General features: G+C 73.8%; 9 protein-coding genes. 3 read left to right on the top strand and 6 right to left on the bottom strand.

Going from position 1 to position 14,772, the window contains the following annotated elements:
- Nucleotides 1-2: 2 nt before the first annotated feature.
- Both AB0F68_RS02625 and AB0F68_RS02620 read right to left on the bottom strand, forming a co-directional pair.
- Nucleotides 3-560 carry a response regulator gene (locus tag AB0F68_RS02625; protein ID WP_357332386.1) on the bottom strand — a complete coding sequence of 186 codons (558 nt, stop codon included), beginning with the start codon at nucleotides 558-560 and terminating at the stop codon, nucleotides 3-5.
- Nucleotides 557-4,921, bottom strand: coding sequence for a HAMP domain-containing protein (locus AB0F68_RS02620; protein ID WP_357332384.1), 4,365 nt, complete (start codon nucleotides 4,919-4,921; stop codon nucleotides 557-559). The genes AB0F68_RS02625 and AB0F68_RS02620 overlap by 4 nt, the downstream gene beginning before the upstream one ends.
- A 180-nt stretch (nucleotides 4,922-5,101) precedes the next feature.
- On the opposite strand from AB0F68_RS02620, the gene AB0F68_RS02615 reads away from it, so the two are divergent.
- The gene (locus tag AB0F68_RS02615) at nucleotides 5,102-7,174 is read left to right on the top strand and encodes a SpoIIE family protein phosphatase (protein ID WP_357332382.1); all 2,073 of its coding nucleotides are present in this window, start codon (nucleotides 5,102-5,104) and stop codon (nucleotides 7,172-7,174) included.
- A gap of 153 nt (nucleotides 7,175-7,327) precedes the next feature.
- On the opposite strand, the gene AB0F68_RS02610 is transcribed toward AB0F68_RS02615, so the two are convergent.
- A complete protein-coding gene (locus AB0F68_RS02610) occupies nucleotides 7,328-8,803 on the bottom strand; it encodes an FAD-binding oxidoreductase (RefSeq protein ID WP_357332380.1) in 1,476 nt (491 codons plus the stop codon).
- 100 nt (nucleotides 8,804-8,903) lie between these two features.
- On the opposite strand from AB0F68_RS02610, the gene AB0F68_RS02605 reads away from it, so the two are divergent.
- Nucleotides 8,904-11,000: a S9 family peptidase gene (locus AB0F68_RS02605; protein ID WP_357332378.1), complete on the top strand. Its 2,097-nt coding sequence runs from the start codon at nucleotides 8,904-8,906 to the stop codon at nucleotides 10,998-11,000.
- Nucleotides 11,001-11,034: 34 nt separating this feature from the next.
- On the opposite strand, the gene AB0F68_RS02600 is transcribed toward AB0F68_RS02605, so the two are convergent.
- Entirely contained in the window at nucleotides 11,035-11,976 is a 942-nt protein-coding gene (locus tag AB0F68_RS02600) for a threonine/serine dehydratase (RefSeq protein ID WP_357332376.1), read from the bottom strand.
- Between the two features lie 62 nt (nucleotides 11,977-12,038).
- Between AB0F68_RS02600 and AB0F68_RS02595 the strand changes: the two genes are divergently transcribed.
- Nucleotides 12,039-12,203, top strand: coding sequence for a hypothetical protein (locus AB0F68_RS02595; protein ID WP_357332374.1), 165 nt, complete (start codon nucleotides 12,039-12,041; stop codon nucleotides 12,201-12,203).
- Nucleotides 12,204-12,225: 22 nt separating this feature from the next.
- On the opposite strand, the gene AB0F68_RS02590 is transcribed toward AB0F68_RS02595, so the two are convergent.
- On the bottom strand, nucleotides 12,226-14,343 hold the full coding sequence (locus AB0F68_RS02590; RefSeq protein WP_357332372.1) for a bifunctional polysaccharide deacetylase/glycosyltransferase family 2 protein: 2,118 nt from the start codon (nucleotides 14,341-14,343) through the stop codon (nucleotides 12,226-12,228).
- A gap of 2 nt (nucleotides 14,344-14,345) precedes the next feature.
- Nucleotides 14,346-14,762 carry a hypothetical protein gene (locus AB0F68_RS02585; RefSeq protein ID WP_357332370.1) on the bottom strand — a complete coding sequence of 139 codons (417 nt, stop codon included), beginning with the start codon at nucleotides 14,760-14,762 and terminating at the stop codon, nucleotides 14,346-14,348.
- Between the last annotated feature and the right edge of the window lie 10 nt (nucleotides 14,763-14,772).

Below are 14,772 nucleotides of genomic sequence, written 5' to 3'. Positions count from 1 at the left end.
ACTCAGGCGGTGTTGCCCCAGCGGGCCTGCTCCAGCAGGTCCACCGCCCGCTCCCGGGATTCCTGGTCGTCGTCGGCGCGCAGCAGCGCGGTCGCCTCGTCCACCGCGTCGGTGAGCACCCGCCACTGGGCGTCGCGCTCCCGCACCAGGTCCGACTGGGCGGCGAGCTGCCGGGTCTTCACCCACAGCTCGACGAAGACCGACACCTTGGCCCGCAGCACCCAGGGGTCGAAGGGCTTGGTCAGGTAGTCGACCGCGCCGACCGCGTAACCCCGCAGGGCGAGCTGGGCGTCCTTGTCCGCCGCGGTCAGGAAGATGATCGGCACGTGCCGGGTCCGCTCCCGCCGCTTGATGTGGGTGGCGGTCTCGAAGCCGTCCATGTCCGGCATCTGGGCGTCCAGCAGGATCACCGCGAAGTCGTCCACCAGCAGTTGCTTGAGCGCCGCCTCGCCGCTCTCCACAGCGACCGACTGCACCGGAAGCCCCTGGAGGATCGCCTCCAGAGCCATCAGGTTCTCCCGCCGGTCGTCGACCAGCAGCGCCTTGGCCATCTGGGTCACGGATTCTCCTCGCCTCGGCTCCGGCCGATCCAGGACGCCATCATCTCGATGAGCTCGTCCAGGTCCACCGGCTTGGTGATGTAGTCGCTGCCCCCGGCCGCGATCGCCGACTCCCGGTCACCGGGCATCGCCTTCGCGGTCAGGAACACGATCGGCAGGTCCGCGAAGCGGTGGTTGCGCCGGATCTGCGCGGTCGTCTCGTAGCCGTCCTGGTCCGGCATCATCGCGTCCATCAACACGATGTCCACCTCCGGATGCTCGGCCAGTTGGCGGACGCCGTCCGCCCCGTTGTCCGAGTACAACACGGTCATCCCGTGAAGTTCCAACGCAGAGGTCAGCGCGAACACGTTCCGGACGTCGTCGTCGATGATCAGAACGGTCACGCCCTCCAGCCGGCGGGTGGCCGGCGTCTCCTGCGGCTGCGGCAACTCCATGGGCATGAGCAGGGACGACGGCAGGCCCGCGCGCTGCGGCGAGGGCGGCGCCGGCGCCACCACCGCGTCCGGCGCCAGCACATCGGGTACGAAGAGGGTGAACGTCGACCCCTGCCCCGGCGCGGAGGCCACCGTGATCGTGCCGCCGAGCAGGCGGGCCAGGTCCCGGCTGATGGACAGGCCCAGGCCGGTGCCGCCGTAGCGCCGGCTGGTGGTGCCGTCGGCCTGCTGGAACGCCTCGAAGATCAGCGAGAGCTTGTCGTCCGAGATGCCGATGCCGGTGTCGATCACCGTGAACGCGATGACCTGCCGAGCGTTGGTCAGCGCCGGCACGTCGAAGACCGCGTTCTCGGCGGCCGGTGCGATGCGCAGGGTCACCGCCCCGTTGTCGGTGAACTTCACCGCGTTGGAGAGCAGGTTGCGCAGGATCTGCTGCAGCCGCTGGGCGTCGGTGACCAGCGCCGGCGACAGGTCCTTGCTGATCCGGACCTGGAAGTCGAGCCCCTTCTCCTCGGCCTGCGGCGCGAACGCCTGCTCGACGTAACCGCGGATCTCGGAGAAGTGGATCTCGGTGGGCTCCACGTCCATCCGGCCCGCCTCGATCTTCGACAGGTCGAGGATGTCGTCGATCAGGGAGAGCAGGTCCGACCCGGCGCTGTGGATGGTCCGGGCGAACTCGATCTGCTTCGGGCTCAGGTTCTGCTCCGGGTTCTCCGCGAGCAGCCGGGCCAGCAGGAGCAGCGAGTTCAGCGGTGTACGCAGCTCGTGGCTCATGTTGGCCAGGAACTCCGACTTGTACGCCGACGCCCGGGTGAGCTGCTGCGCCTTCTCCTCCAGGCCGAGCCGGGCCAGTTCGATCTCCCGGTTCTGCGTCTCGATGTTCGTCTTCTGCTCGGACAGCAGCTTCGCCTTGTCCTCCAGCTCGGCGTTGGTGCGCTGAAGTTCCGCCGACTGCTCCTGGAGCTCGTGCGCCAGCCGCTGCGACTGCGCGAGCAGCTCCTCCGTACGCCGGTTGGCCTGGATGGTGTTGACCGCGACGCCGATGGTGAGCACCAGCCGCTCCAGGAACGCCAGGTGCAGCTCGGAGAAGGTGGTCACACCGGCGAACTCGATCACGCCGAGCAGCTCGCCCTCGAAGAGGACCGGCAGCACCACCAGGTCGGCCGGGGGTGTCTCGGCCAGGCCGGAACGGAGCACCAGGCGCCCGTCGGGCTGGGCGTTGACCCGGATGGTCCGCCGGGACAGGGCGGCCTGACCGACCAGCCCCTCGCCGGGCCCGAAGGTCACGTCGTGCCCGCGGGCGACGTAGCCGTAGGAGGCGGTGAGCCGCAGCCGCACGCTCCCCTCGGAGCTGTCCGCCAGGAAGAACGCGCCGAGCTGCGCGTCGACCAGCGGGGTCACCTCCATCATGATCATGCGGCAGACCTCGCCGAGATCCCGCTGGCCCTGGAGCAGGCCGCCGATCCGGGCCAGGTTCGAGTCGAGCCAGCCCTGCTCGGCGTTCTTCTTGGTCGTCTCCCGGAGGGTGACGATCATCTGGTTGATGTTGTCCTTCAGCTCGGCGACCTCGCCCTGCGCCTTCACGCTGATCCGCTGGGTCAGGTCGCCCCGGGTCACCGAGGTGGAGACCTGGGAGATCGCCCGGAGCTGGGTGGTCAGGGTGGAGGCGAGCTGGTTGACGTTCTCGGTGAGGTCGCGCCAGGTGCCGCTGACCCCCTTCACCTGGGCCTGACCGCCCAGCTTGCCCTCGATGCCGACCTCGCGGGCCACCCGGGTCACCTCGTCGGCGAACGAGGAGAGCTGGTCGACCATCGTGTTGACCGTCGACTTCAGCTCCAGGATCTCGCCCTGCGCGTCCACGGTGATCTTCTGTGACAGGTCACCCTTCGCAACGGCGGTGGTGACCGAGGCGATGTTCCGCACCTGACTGGTGAGGTTCGACGCCATCGAGTTCACGTTGTCGGTCAGGTCACGCCACGTGCCGCTGACCCCCTTCACCTGGGCCTGACCGCCGAGCTTCCCCTCGGTGCCCACCTCGCGGGCCACCCGGGTCACCTCGTCGGCGAACGACGAGAGCTGGTCGACCATCGTGTTGACCGTCGACTTCAGCTCCAGGATCTCGCCCTGCGCGTCCACCGTGATCTTCTGCGACAGGTCACCCTTGGCCACCGCCGTGGACACCTGCGCGATGTTCCGCACCTGGGCGGTCAGGTTCGACGCCATCGAGTTCACGTTGTCGGTCAGGTCACGCCAGGTGCCGGCGACGCCGCGTACCTGGGCCTGGCCGCCCAGCTTGCCCTCGGTGCCCACCTCGCGGGCCACCCGGGTCACCTCGTCGGCGAACGACGACAGCTGGTCGACCATCGTGTTGACCGTCGACTTCAGCTCCAGGATCTCGCCCCGGGCGTCCACCGTGATCTTCTGGCCCAGGTCGCCCTTGGCGACCGCGGTGGTGACGGAGGCGATGTTGCGCACCTGGCTGGTCAGGTTCGACGCCATCGAGTTCACGTTGTCGGTCAGGTCACGCCACGTGCCGCTGACCCCCTTCACCTGGGCCTGCCCGCCGAGCTTGCCCTCGGTGCCCACCTCGCGGGCCACCCGGGTCACCTCGTCGGCGAACGACGACAGCTGGTCGACCATGGTGTTCACGGTGTTCTTCAGCTCCAGGATCTCGCCCTGGGCGTCCACCGTGATCTTCTGCGACAGGTCACCCTTGGCCACCGCCGTGGACACCTGCGAGATGTTCCGGACCTGGCTGGTCAGGTTGCCGGCGAGCTGGTTCACGTTCTCCGTGAGGTCGCGCCAGGTGCCGGAGACCCCGCGCACCTGGGCCTGACCGCCCAGCTTGCCCTCGATGCCCACCTCGCGGGCCACCCGGGTCACCTCGTCCGCGAACGACGAGAGCTGGTCCACCATCGTGTTGACGGTGTCCTTCAGCTCCAGGATCTCGCCCTGCGCGGCCACCGTGATCTTCTGGGAGAGGTCGCCGCGGGCCACCGCGGTCGAGACCTGGGCGATGTTGCGCACCTGGCTGGTCAGGTTCGACGCCATCGAGTTGACGCTGTCGGTCAGGTCCTTCCAGGTGCCGGCCACGTTCGGCACCTCGGCCTGGCCGCCGAGCTTCCCGTCGGTGCCCACCTCGCGGGCCACCCGGGTCACCTGCTCGGCGAAGAGCCGCAGCGTGTCGGTGAGCGAGTTCATCGTGTCGGCCAGCTCGGCCACCTCGCCGCGCGCGCCGACCGTGATCTTCTGCGACAGGTCGCCCTTCGCCACCGCCGTCGCCACTTGGGAGATCGACCGCACCTGGCCGGTGAGGTTCGACGCCATGGTGTTCACCGAGTCGGTGAGGTCCTTCCAGGTGCCGGCGACGCCCCGGACGTCGGCCTGGCCGCCCAGCTTGCCCTCGGTGCCCACCTCCCGGGCCACCCGGGTCACCTCGTCGGCGAACGACGAGAGCTGGTCGACCATGGTGTTCACGGTCCGCCCGATGCGCAGGTACTCACCGCGCAGCGGCCGGCCGTCGATCTCCAGCGCCATGTGCTGGGACAGGTCGCCGTCGGCCACCGCCACGATCACCCGGGCGATCTCCGTGGTCGGGCGGCCCAGGTCGTCGATCAGCGAGTTGACCGCCCGCTGCCCCTCCGCCCAGGAGCCGTCCAGGCCCTCGTCGTCGAGGCGCTCGGTCAGCCGGCCGTCACGGCCGACGACCCGGCTGATCCGGCGCAGGTCGAGGTGCTGCCGCTCCTGGAGCGACACCACGTCGTTGAAGGTGTCCGCCACCTCGCCGGCCAGGCCGGCCCGTCTGGGCAGCCGGACCCGGAGGTCGCCGCGACGTACCCGCCCCAGCGCCTCGACCAGCTCGCCGAGGAGCGCCTCGTGGTCGGAAGCGGACGGGTCCGCGGCTACCGACTGTTTCGCCGTGGTCATCATTCCTCGCTCAGCTCGGGGGCCATCCGGCTCGTTGCCGACACGCGGCCATCCCACCATTCTGCCGCGTGTCCCGTCGAGGCCCCGGACGTCGAGCCCCGCCGCGCCCGATCTGTCCCGCGCCGACCGGATCGGCGGAGCGGGTTGGCACCCGGGGTGGCGGCGGTGGAGGATACGAAGGTGTCAGCGGAGGCGGGGCCGGCTCTGAACGGCGGCTCGGACGAGCACGTCCGGCGGGTCCGCCTCCCCGCCGACCGGCGCACGCCCGCGGCGGCCCGGGCGCTGGTGCGGTCCGTGCTCGCCGAGGCGGACCTGCACGAACTGCTCAACGAGGCGCTGCTGCTCACCACCGAACTCACCACCAACGCGGTCGAGCACGCGCGCACCGAACTGGACATCGAGGTCGAAGCCGACCCGGAGGGGCTCACCGTCACGGTGACCGACTTCGCCTCCGGCCCCGTCGACGAACTGCTCGTCGGCGTCCGGAACACCACCTCCGACATCGCCGAGGTGGCCGAGCGAGGGCGCGGGCTGCTGCTGGTCGACCACTTCTCCAGCCGGTGGGGCACCACCTACCTGCCCACCGGGAAGGGCGTCTGGTTCCGGCTCGACCGGGCCGGCCGGGAGGCGGCCACCCCGGCGGCCGGCGCGGCCGAGACCCGCGCGGCCCTGGCCACCCCGGGCGGCACGGACGCGGGCACCCCGAGCGCCGCCGCGATGAGCGAGCTGATGCAGACCACCCCCGACCCGTACGCGGACGACCCGCTGCCCGAGTTCGCCGCCGGGCTGCTGACCCGGGTCGCCGAGATGGTCGGCGCGGCCGGAGGCGTGGTGCGGCTGGACCGCGGGGACGGGCAGGGCAGCCAGGTGCTCGCCCGCTACGGCCGGCAGCCCCGGGAGGGCAACGAACTGCTCCGGGTCCCGCTCGCCGTGCACCGCCCGTACGCCGGTGAGCTGGAGCTGGACGCGGCACCCTCGGCGTACGCCCGGCCGCTCGCGGTGCTGGCCGCCGAGCGGCTCTCCCTGCACCTGGAGAACGACCGGCTGCGCCGGGCCGACGTACGCCGGTCGGCCTGGCTGACCTTCCTCGCCGAGGCGAGCGAACTGCTCGCCCAGTCGCTGGACGTCGAACTGACCATGGCGCTCATCCCGCAGCTCGTGGTGCCCCGGCTGGGCCAGTGGTGCGCGGTGCACACCACGGACGAGTGGGGCCGGCTGCGGCTCGCCGCGGCCAGCCACGCCGACGAGGCGGTGCTGCCGCAGCTGCACCGGGTGCTCCAGGAGACCGGGCCGGACTCGATCCAGGCCCGGCTGCGGGAGGCGTCCCGGAGCGCGGCGCAGGTGCCGCTGAGCGGGCCGATGGAGGGCTTCGCCGTACCCCTGATCGCCCGCGGGCAGCGGCTCGGCACCCTGGCCGTCGGCCGCCACCAGCGGCACCGGCACGACCCCGACGAGGTCTCGGTGCTGGAAGACGTGGCCCGGCGGGCCGCGCTGGCCATCGAGAACGCCCGGATCCACGCCGAGCGCCGGCGGGTCGCGCAGACCCTCCAGCAGTCGCTGCTGCCGCCGGTGCTCCCGGTGGTCGAAGGCATCGGCTTCGCCGCCGAGTACGTCCCGACCGGCGACGACGCCGACGTCGGCGGCGACTTCTACGACGTGGTGCCGCTGCCGGACGGCCGGTGGCTGGTGGTGGTCGGCGATGTCTCCGGCAAGGGCGTCCAGGCCGCGGCGGTGACCGGCCTGGTCCGGGACGTCATCCGGGTGCTAGTCGGCGACGGCAAGCCGCTGCCGGAGGTGCTCGGTCGACTCAACGAGACGCTGGTCGAGCGGGGCGGCGGCCGCTACTGCACGCTGGCGCTGGCAGCGGTCAGGCCGGGCGACGGCGACCAGCTGGAGGTCTCCCTGCACCTGGCCGGACACGACCGGCCGGTGCTGCTGCACGGCGGCGGCGGGGCGGGCTTCGTCGGCACCGGCGGCACCGCGCTCGGCCTGCTCGACTCGATCGCCACCCCGACCGCCGAGATCGCGCTCAAGCCGGGCGACGCACTGATCTTCTACACCGACGGGGTCACCGAACGGCGGCGCGGCCGGGAACTGTTCGGCACCGACCGCCTGCGCGAGGCCGCGGCGCCCCTGGCCGGCTACTCGGCCGACGTGATCGCCGCCCGCCTCCGCGCCACCGCCATCGCCTTCTCGGTGGAACCGCCCCGGGACGACATAGCCGTCCTGGTCCTCCGCAACGACGCCCTGTAACCCGCCACCCGGCCTGCCTCCGCCCGGCGCGCCTCCACGCCGCGCCTCCGCGCCGTGCGCCTGCCCCGCGCGCCTGCCCGCGCCTCCGCCTGGCTTTCCCGACCCAAACTTCTTGATCAAGAACGGAGAGCGGCGGAGGGCGGTGGGGTGGGGTTAGAGGCCGCCGGGGAGGCGGCCGGGGGCCAGGCGGTGGTGGGGGTCGAGGTGGGCCTTGGCGGTGCGGAGGCAGGGCAGGGTGGGCAGCTCGCCCCAGAGGTCGACGGCGCGGCGGACCGCCGCGGGCGCGGACACCACCACGCAGCGGCCCTGCCGGGCCAGGAGCACGCCCCGGACGGCGGCGAGGATCGAGGCCACCCGCTCCGGGGGCAGCGAGCCGGGCAGCGCGGCGTGCACGGCGCCGATCCCGGCGGAGCCGCGTACCGGCACCGGGGTGCCGGCCGCGTCGCGCAGCGCGTAGACGGCGGCGTGCAGGTCGTTGATGGGCACCTCGATCCGCAGCGCGGTGTCGCCGGGGGCGAACGGGTAGCGGCCCCACCACTCGGGGGCGGCGTGGTTGACCACGGCCTCGGGGCCGAGCAGCGCGGTGAGGCGGCCGGCCCGCTCCGCCACGTCGGCGGGGCCACCTTCCAGCAGCACCACGAGGCTGCCCGCGGCGGCGGGTCGGGCCGGCCGCCCGGTCACCGCCGGGTGGTCGGGGCGACCGGCCACGGACGGGTGTGACGCGGGGATCCGCCGGCGCGGCAGCGCCACCGGGACGGGCAGGTCCAGCTCGACGGCCGCCGGGTCGAGCCGGGCGGCGAGCACCGCCCGGACCAGGTCGTGCACCTCCAGCGGGGTCCACACCGGACGGGACACCCAGACCCGGCCGGCCGGCACGGCCTGCACGCGCATGGTGGCCGAGACGAGCACCCCGAGGCCGCCCTGCGAGCCGCACAGCAGCCGGGCCACGTCGAGCCCGGGCACCTCGGCCCCGCCGAGGACGGCCGAGGCGCCACCGGGCGCCGCACCGCCACCAGGCCCGGCCGCCGCGCTCCCGCCCCGCCGGGCGGACGGGGCCGCCTGCCCGAACTGGGCCGTGCCGGGCACCCCCACGCTGACCAGCTCGCCGTCGGCGTCGAGGTAGCGCACCCCGACGAGCTGGGCGCACGGGCTGCCGTGCCGGTGCCGCAGCGGGCCGGCCTCGTCGGCGGCCAGCACCCCGCCGAGGGTCGCCCCCGGGGAGGGCGCGTCGACCGGGAGGCGCCGGCCGGTGCGCTCCAGGGTGGCCTGCACCGCCCGCAGCGGGGTGCCGGCGCCGATCTCGGCCACCCCGGAGCCCTGCGGCTCGTGCCAGACCCCGGCCAGCCGGCCGGTGTCGAGCATGATGTCGACCTGCGCCGGGGCGGCGCCCCAGTCGATCTTCGTGCCGGCGCCGCGCGGCACCACGGTCAGGTCGTGCGCCGCGGCCAGGCGGAGCACCTCGGCCGCCGCGTGCGGGCCGCCGGGCACTGCCACCCAGCGGGCCGCCCGGCCGGCCACCTCGTCGGCAGGGCCGGCGAAGCGGGCGAAGGGCCGGCCGCAGATCTCCGCCAGCTTCCGGGTTATCTCGAGGGCTCCTGGTCGATCGGTCGAACGCGCTGCAGCCGCCATGGCGGTTATCGTACACATGTTCGAAAGGCCTGGCGGCGAGTCGCCGGATTCCGGCGGCGCACGCCCGCGGCGGCGCCCCACCGGCCGGTAACGTGACGCCGTGACCACCGAGACCCCTGTCCCCGTCGCCAAGCGTGTTCCGGCTGACCGGACCCATCACGGCGACACGGTCGTCGACGAGTACGCCTGGCTCGCCGCCAAGGACGACCCGGAGACGATCGCCTACCTGACCGCGGAGAACGCGTACACCGAGGCGCGCACCGCGCACCTGGCGGGGCTGCGCGCCGAGCTGTTCGAGGAGACCCGCCGGCGCACCCAGGAGACCGACCTGTCGGTGCCGACCCGCAAGGACGGCTACTGGTACTACACCCGCACGGTCGAGGGCCAGCAGTACGGCGTGCACTGCCGCCGGGCCGTCCGCGACGGCGAGACCGTGCCGCCGGTCAGCGCTGACGGCGCCCCGCTCGACGGCGAGGAGGTGCTGCTCGACGGCAACCGGCTCGCCGAGGGGCACGACTTCTTCGCCCTCGGCGCGTTCGACGTCAGCCCGGACGGGCGCTGGCTGGCCTACTCCACCGACTTCTCCGGCGACGAGCGCTTCACGCTGCGGATCAAGGACCTGCAGACCGGCGAGGTGCTCCCCGACGAGATCCCGGACACCTTCTACGGCACCGCCTGGTCCAGCGACGCCTCGACGCTGTTCTACGTCACCGTCGACGAGGCCTGGCGGCCCAACCGGGTCTGGCGGCACACCGTGGGCACCCCGTCGAGCGCGGACGTGGTGGTGCACCAGGAGGACGACGAGCGGTTCTGGGTGGGCGTCGAGCTGACCCGCTCCGAGCGGTTCGTGGTCATCGACATCCACAGCAAGATCACCAGCGAGGTACGGGTCATCCCGGCCGCCAACCCGACCGGCGAGCCGGCGATCGTCGCGCCGCGCCGGCAGGGCATCGAGTACGCGGTGGAGCACCACGGGCACCGCTTCCTGATCCTGCACAACGACGGCGCGGAGGACTTCGCGCTGGCGTACACCTCGGCGGACGCGCCGGGCGACTGGACGCCGCTGATCCCGCACACCCCCGGCACCCGGCTGGAGGCCGTGGACGCGTTCGAGAACCACCTGGTCGTCTCGCTGCGCAGCAACGGGCTGACCGGGCTGCGGGTGCTGCCGGTCGGCGGCGGGGACAGCTTCGACATCGACTTCCCTGAGCCGATCTACAGCGTCGGGCTCGACGCCAACCCGGAATACCGCACCGCGGAGGTGCGGCTGCGCTACACGTCGCTGGTCACCCCGGACTCGGTCTACGACTACGACCTGGTCACCCGGCAGATGGTGCTGCGGCGGCGGAAGCCGGTCCGGCCCGGCCCGGACGGGCGGGCGTACGACCCGGCCGACTACGAGCAGCACCGGGACTGGGCGCTCGCCGACGACGGGACCCGGGTGCCGATCTCGCTGGTCTGCCGCACGGGCACCCCGCGCGACGGCTCGGCCCCCGCCGTCATCTACGGCTACGGGTCCTACGAGGCGAGCATGGACCCCTGGTTCTCGATCGCCCGGCTCAGCCTGCTCGACCGGGGCGTGATCTTCGCGGTGGCGCACATCCGCGGTGGCGGCGAGCTGGGCCGGCGCTGGTACGACGAGGGCAAGCTGCTGGCCAAGAAGAACACCTTCACCGACTTCGTGGCCTGCGCCCGGCACCTGGTCAAGGCCGGCTGGACGGCGAGCGACCGGCTGGTCGCCCGGGGCGCCTCGGCCGGCGGCCTGCTGATGGGGGCGGTGGCCAACCTGGCCCCGGACGCCTTCGCCGGGATCGTCGCGCAGGTGCCGTTCGTGGACGCGCTCACCTCGATCCTCGACCCGTCGCTGCCGCTGACGGTGACCGAGTGGGAGGAGTGGGGCAACCCGCTCGACGACCCCGAGGTCTACGCCTACATGAAGTCGTACACCCCGTACGAGAACGTGACCGCGGTGGACTACCCGGCGATCCTCGCGGTGACCAGCCTCAACGACACCCGGGTGCTCTATCACGAGCCGGCCAAGTGGATCGCCCGGCTGCGGGCGGTCGCCCCGCAGGGCGACTATCTGCTCAAGACCGAGATGGGCGCCGGCCACGGCGGCCCCAGCGGCCGGTACGACGCCTGGCGCGAGGAGGCGTTCGTCAACGCCTGGACCCTGGACCGGCTGGGCCTCGCCTGACCGGCGGGCGGAGGGGCCGCGCCGGCCCCTCCGCTCAGCCGAGCAGCGGCGCCAGCACGTGCGGGTCGGCGTTGCCGCCGCTGACCACCGCGACGGTACGCCCCGACGGCAGCTCGTCCCGGTGGAACAGCCGGGCGGCCAGCGCGACCGCGCCGCTCGGCTCGGCCACCAGCCGGGCCTCGCGGAGCAGCCGCCCCGTCGCCGCCAGGATCTCGTCCTCGGTGACCGTGACGATGCCGTCGAGCCGGTCCCGCAGGTGGGCCAGGGTCAGCTCGGACAGGCTGGTGCGCAGCCCGTCCGCGCAGGTCCGGTAGGTCCGTTCGACCTCCCAGACCACCACCTCCCCGGCCGCGAGGGAGTCCCGGGCGTCGGCGGCGAGCAGCGGCTCCACCCCGACCACGGCGGCGGACGGGCGCAGCGCCTTGACCGCGGTGGCCACGCCCGAGGAGAGCCCGCCGCCGCCCACCGGCACCAGCACCACGTCCACGTCGGGCAGGTCGGCGACGATCTCCAGCCCGACGGTGCCCTGCCCGGCGATGATCCACGGATGGTCGAAGGGCGGCACCAGCGCGGCCCCGGTGTCCACCACGACCTGCTCCGCCTCGGCGAGCCGGCGGGCCGGCGGGACGAGCCGCACATCGGCGCCGAGCGCCCGCATCCCCGCCACCTTGACCTGCGGCGCGCCCTCCGGCACGACCACGGTGCACGGCACGCCGAACGCCCGGGCCGCGTACGCCAGGGCCTGGCCGTGGTTGCCCGACGAGTGCGTCACCACGCCCCGGGACCGGGCGGCCGGGTCCAGCCGGGCCACCGCGTGGGTCGCCCCGCGCAGCTTGAACGACCCCACCGGCTGCAGGTTCTCCGGCTTGAGCCACAGCTCGTCGTCCCAGAGCGTCGGCAGCAGCGGGGTACGCACCACGGTGCCCGCGACGTCCTCGGCGGCGGCCCGGACGTCGGCGATCGAGACCAGCTCCATCGCCCCATCCTGCCGCGCCGCGGGACCGGCCGCCGCCCCGCGCCGGCACCTAGACTGCCCGGGTGGGCGAAGACGAGCAGCGGGCGGAGGCCGCACCGGGTGCGGCGCGCCGCGCGCCCGCCTGGCTGATCCTCGGGGTGGTCGCCTCCGCCCTGGTGGTCTGCTGCTGCTCCGCGCTGATCGGCCTGGCCGTCTCCTGGTCCGCCGGGCTGCTCGGCTCGCACTGACCGCCGGGCCGGAGCGGCCGGATCAGCGGGCCGGGGCCCCACCGACCAGGGCCGCCGCCTCACCGGTGCGGACCATCCGCTGCCAGCGCAGCCGGTTGCCGACCACCGCGGTCACCACCGACTGCACCACCACCAGGTACATCACCTGCCGGTAGACGAGCTGCTGGAGCGGCAGCGTCCAGAGCGGGCCGAAACGTTCCCGGTCCAGGCGCAGCGCGTACGCGGCGGTGCCGGCCTGGAGCAGGAGCAGGCCCAGCCAGGCCAGCGCCAGCTCGGACCAGGGCAGGAAGAGCAGCCCGTAGAGGGCGAAGATGTCGACGGCCGGCGCGGCCAGCGGCAGCACGATCTGGAACACGGCCAGGTAGGGCAGCCCGCGCCGGCCCAGCTTCCCGCCGGCGCCCGGCTCGCGCAACGCGTGCCGGTGCTTCCACATCGCCTGCATGGTGCCGTAGCACCAGCGGTAGCGCTGCCGCCACAGCTGGCGCAGCGACGAGGGCGCCTCGGTCCAGGCGATCGCGGCCTCCTCGTACACCACCCGCCAGCCGGCCCGGAGCACCTTCATGGTCAGGTCGGTGTCCTCGGCGAGGGTGTCGGCGGGCACGCCGCCGACCGCGAACAGCACCTGGCGGCGGAACGCGCCGATCGCGCCGGGGATGGTCGGCATGCACTCCAGCACGTCGTACATCCGGCGGTCGAGGTTGAAGCCGATCACGTACTCCAGGTGCTGCCAGCGGCCGAGCAGCCGGCGCCGGTTGGCCACCTTGGTGTTGCCGCTGATCGCTCCCACGGCCGGGTCGGCGAAGCCCTGGACCAGCCGGCACACGGTGTCCGGCTGGAAGACGGTGTCGCCGTCGACCAGCACCAGCAGGTCGGCGCGGGCGGCCCGGATCCCGGTGTTCAGCGCGGCCGGCTTGCCGGCGTTGGCCTGCCGGATGACGCGCACCCCGCGCAACCCCATCCGTTCGACGATGTCGGCGGTGCCGTCGCTGGACCCGTCGTCCACCACGATCACCTCCAGCGCCGGGTAGGCGCTGGAGACCAGGGACTGCACGGTGGCCGCGATGTTGGCGGCCTCGTTGTACGCCGGCACGATCACCGACACGGGCGCGACCACCTCGGGCAGCCGGCGCCGCGGCCGGCGTACCCGGCGGACGTGCCGCTGGGCGCAGACCACCTGCACCGCGAGGCGGACCACGCCGAGCACCAGGGCCAGCCCGAGCAGCAGGTTCATCGCCGAGGCCAGCCCGTCGGCCCCGGTCTGCGCCCAGCGCAGCGCGGTGCCGCTCCACCGGGCGCCGGTGGTGGCCGGGACCATCGACTCGGGCGCGCCGATCCCGGCCGAGACGGTCGTGAACCGGTAGCCCTGGCCGGCCAGCCGGGGCAGCAGCTGGTCCAGGGCGGCCACGGTCTGGCTGCGGTCTCCGCCCCCGTCGTGCATCAGCACCACCGCGCCGGCGCCGCCTTGCGGGGTGGCCGCCCGGACGATGGCCGGCACGCCGGGACGCTGCCAGTCCTTGGCGTCCCGATCGGCGAGCACCGCCACGTGACCGCTGCCGGCGGCGTCCCGCAGCGCCCGGTACTGGGCGTCCGTCGTGGCCGCGGTCGTCGACGAGAAGGGCGGCCGGAACAGCGTCACCTCGCGGCCGGTCACACCGGCGATCGCGTTGCGGGTCCAGGAGAGCTCGGCCCCGGCGCGCCAGCCCGGCGCGGTGGTCAGGTCGGCGTGGGTGAAGGTGTGCGACCCGATCTCGTGCCCCTCGGCGAGGATCCGCCGGACCAGTTCGGGGTGCTCGTCCACCCGTGCGCCGACCACGAAGAAGGTGGCGTGGGCGTGGTGCCGGCGCAGCACGTCGAGGATCTGCGGCGTCCAGCGTGGGTCGGGGCCGTCGTCGAAGGTGAGCGCCAGGGTGCGCGCCGGCAGCCGCCGGCTGACCGGCGTGGGGCCGTCCAGCCGCAGCACCGGCCCGCCGGTGGCGACCGCGCGCGGCGCGGGCGAGGCGGGCGCCCGGTCCGGGCCGGAGCCGCCGCCGACGGCGCTGACCAGGCCGTGGAAGCTCAGCGCGGCGAGCAGGGCGACGAGGCCCAGCAGGAGCAGCACCCAGTGCGCCCGAGGGTCGGGGCGGGCGACGTGTCTCGCCATGGTCAGGGCTTGCCCGGCGTCCTGCTCGGCTTGCCGGTGTTGCGCCGATCGTCGCCCTGCCCCGGCACGCTGCCGCTCGGGCGGGGCGCCGCCGAGGTGGTGACCCGGGCGGGGGCGGTCGTGCGGGCGGCGGCCGGCGCCGCCGACGGGCTGGTGCTGGTCACGGACGGGGGCCGGGGGCTCGGGCTGGTCCGCTCGTCCCGGTGCGGGGCGTCGACCCCGGCCTCGATCGGCGGCACCTTCGTGTCCGACCAGCCGGGGAGCGGCACCGTGGAGTCGAAGAACAGCCCGGCCAGGATCAGACCGAGGCTGGTGAGCAGGCCGAGGCCCATCGCCGTGCCGGCGATCACGGTCAGCCGGCGACGCCGGCCGGTCCGGTCGACGAACACCGGCGGCGCGCCGCCCGGCTGGTTCTGCATGGTGCTGGTC

The organism is Micromonospora sp. NPDC023966, assembly GCF_040639095.1.
Lineage (GTDB): Bacteria > Actinomycetota > Actinomycetes > Mycobacteriales > Micromonosporaceae > Micromonospora.
This window is presented reverse-complemented; position numbering and strand designations above follow the sequence as displayed.

What these genes read in the sequence shown, in the direction of transcription:
- AB0F68_RS02620 (WP_357332384.1), bottom strand. Translation starts at nt 4,921, where the DNA reads ATGACCACGGCGAAACAGTCGGTAGCCGCGGACCCGTCCGCTTCCGAC.
- AB0F68_RS02610 (WP_357332380.1), bottom strand. Translation starts at nt 8,803, where the DNA reads ATGGCGGCTGCAGCGCGTTCGACCGATCGACCAGGAGCCCTCGAGATA.
- AB0F68_RS02600 (WP_357332376.1), bottom strand. Translation starts at nt 11,976, where the DNA reads ATGGAGCTGGTCTCGATCGCCGACGTCCGGGCCGCCGCCGAGGACGTC.
- AB0F68_RS02590 (WP_357332372.1), bottom strand. Translation starts at nt 14,343, where the DNA reads ATGGCGAGACACGTCGCCCGCCCCGACCCTCGGGCGCACTGGGTGCTG.
- AB0F68_RS02585 (WP_357332370.1), bottom strand. Translation starts at nt 14,762, where the DNA reads ATGCAGAACCAGCCGGGCGGCGCGCCGCCGGTGTTCGTCGACCGGACC.